Origin of the sequence: Nocardioides sp. CPCC 206348, from assembly GCF_048654705.1 — a bacterium.
Taxonomy (GTDB): domain Bacteria; phylum Actinomycetota; class Actinomycetes; order Propionibacteriales; family Nocardioidaceae; genus Nocardioides.
This window is the reverse complement of record NZ_JBMCZA010000220.1, coordinates 17,597-19,536: the sequence shown is the minus strand read 5'-3', so window position 1 is coordinate 19,536 and position 1,940 is coordinate 17,597. Positions and strand designations below refer to the sequence as shown.

At 69.2% G+C, this 1,940-nt stretch carries 3 protein-coding genes; all 3 read left to right on the top strand.

Annotated features, from left to right (window positions below; genetic code table 11):
- Window positions 1-675 (top strand): acyl-CoA dehydrogenase family protein (locus ACOADB_RS24665; protein ID WP_378605082.1); only part of this gene is annotated, 675 nt, incomplete at its 5' end.
- Window positions 675-1,169 (top strand): SRPBCC family protein, encoded by a 495-nt coding sequence (locus ACOADB_RS24660; protein ID WP_378605079.1) that lies wholly within the window; start codon window positions 675-677, stop codon window positions 1,167-1,169. The genes ACOADB_RS24665 and ACOADB_RS24660, both read left to right, overlap by 1 nt.
- A 65-nt stretch (window positions 1,170-1,234) precedes the next feature.
- On the top strand, window positions 1,235-1,940 hold a 706-nt coding region (locus tag ACOADB_RS24655; protein WP_378605118.1), incomplete at its 3' end, for a carboxyl transferase domain-containing protein.

Sequence of the window (1,940 nt, the reverse complement as noted above, 5' to 3'; positions counted from 1 at the left end):
ATCACCTCGGCCGTCCGTGGCGACTTCGTGGTCACCGCCTGCCGCACCGGTGGCCCCGGCCATGGCGGCCTCTCGCTGATCGTCGTCGACAAGGGCACGCCCGGCTTCACCGTCCAGCGCTCGCTGAAGAAGATGGGCTGGCACTGCTCCGACACTGCTGAGCTGTCGTACGTCGACGTACGGGTCCCCGCCACGAACCTGGTCGGCGAGGAGAACCAGGCGTTCTACTACATCGCCGAGCAGTTCGTCGTGGAGCGGATCTTCCTCGCACTGATGGGCTACGGCCATGCGAAGCGCTGCCTGGACCTCGCGGCGCAGTACTGCCGCGACCGGGAGACCTTCGGCAAGCCGCTGATCAGCAACCAGGTGGTGCGGGCCAAGCTCGTCGAGATGCACCGCCAGGTGGAGGTCGCGCGCACCTACACGCTCGACGTGGCCGCGCGGCACATCGCGGGCGAGCAGGTCATCGCCGAGGCGTGCCTGGCGAAGCAGACCGCCGTCGACACCGCGGTCGACGTCAGCAACGAAGCGGTGCAGCTGTTCGGCGGCGCCGGCTACATGCACGGCACCGAGGTCGAGCGGCACTACCGCGACGCCCGGCTGCTCCCCATCGGTGGCGGTGCCACGGAGGTCCTGACCGACCTCGCGGCGAAGCTCCTCGGCTACACGGGCTGATGGGCCTCCTCAAGCCGCTCGGCGGTGAGGTGAGCGTGACGATGGACGCGGCGCCCGAGAAGGTCTGGTCGCTGGTCAGCGACGTCACCCGGATCGGCGAGTTCTCGCCCGAGACGTTCGAGGCGACGTGGACGCACGGTGCCACCGGGCCCGCCGTGGGCGCCCGGTTCAAGGGGCACGTGAAGCGCAACGGTGTCGGGCCGACGTACTGGACGCCGTGCACGGTGACGAAGGCCGTCGAGCCCGGTGCCGACGGGACGGGCGTCTTCGAGTTCGCGGTCGGCCTCGACCAGAACCCGATGAACACCTGGGGCTACCGGCTCGAGGCCGAGGGCCCGGGCGGCGAACGGACCCGCGTCACCGAGTACTTCCGGCTGACGCCGGCGATCTACCTGCGCGCGTACTGGCTGGTCCTGGGCCAGCTCCGCAGCAGGACCAACGAGCGCGGCATGCGCACGACTCTCGAGAGGGTGAAGGCGGTGGTCGAATCATGACCGCGACAGATGATTCGCTGGTCGAGGAGGTTGCTCAGCAACCGTCTCGAGACCGCAGGGCCTCCATGCAGGCCAAGATCGACGACCTGCACGTCGAGCAGACCAAGGCGGTCGAGGCCGGCGGCAAGTACATCGCCCGGCACCGCGAGCGCGGCAAGCTCACCGCCCGCGAGCGGATCGAGCTCCTCGTGGACGAGGGTTCGGCCTTCCTCGAGCTGATGCCGCTCGCCGGCTGGGGCAGCGACTTCGCGGTCGGTGCCTCGATGGTCACCGGGATCGGGGTGGTCGAGGGCGTCGAGTGCATGATCATCGCCAACGACCCGACGGTGAAGGGCGGCGCCCTCAACCCCTGGTCGCTGAAGAAGTCGTTCCGGGCCGGGGAGATCGCGGAACAGAACTTCCTCCCGTCGATCAACCTGACCGAGTCCGGCGGGGCCGACCTGCCGACGCAGAAGGACATCTTCATCCCGGGTGGCCGCGGCTTCCGCAACCTGACCCGGTCGTCGGCGCGCAAGCAGCCCACGATCTCGGTGGTGTTCGGCAACTCGACCGCCGGCGGCGCGTACGTCCCGGGCATGAGCGACTACGTGATCATGGTCAAGGAGCAGGCGAAGGTCTTCCTCGCCGGCCCGCCCCTGGTCAAGATGGCCACCGGTGAGGAGTCCGACGACGAGAGCCTCGGCGGAGCCGAGATGCACTCGCGGATCTCCGGGTCCTCCGACTTCCTCGCGGTCGACGAGTACGACGCCATCCGGCTCGCGCGGCGTACGG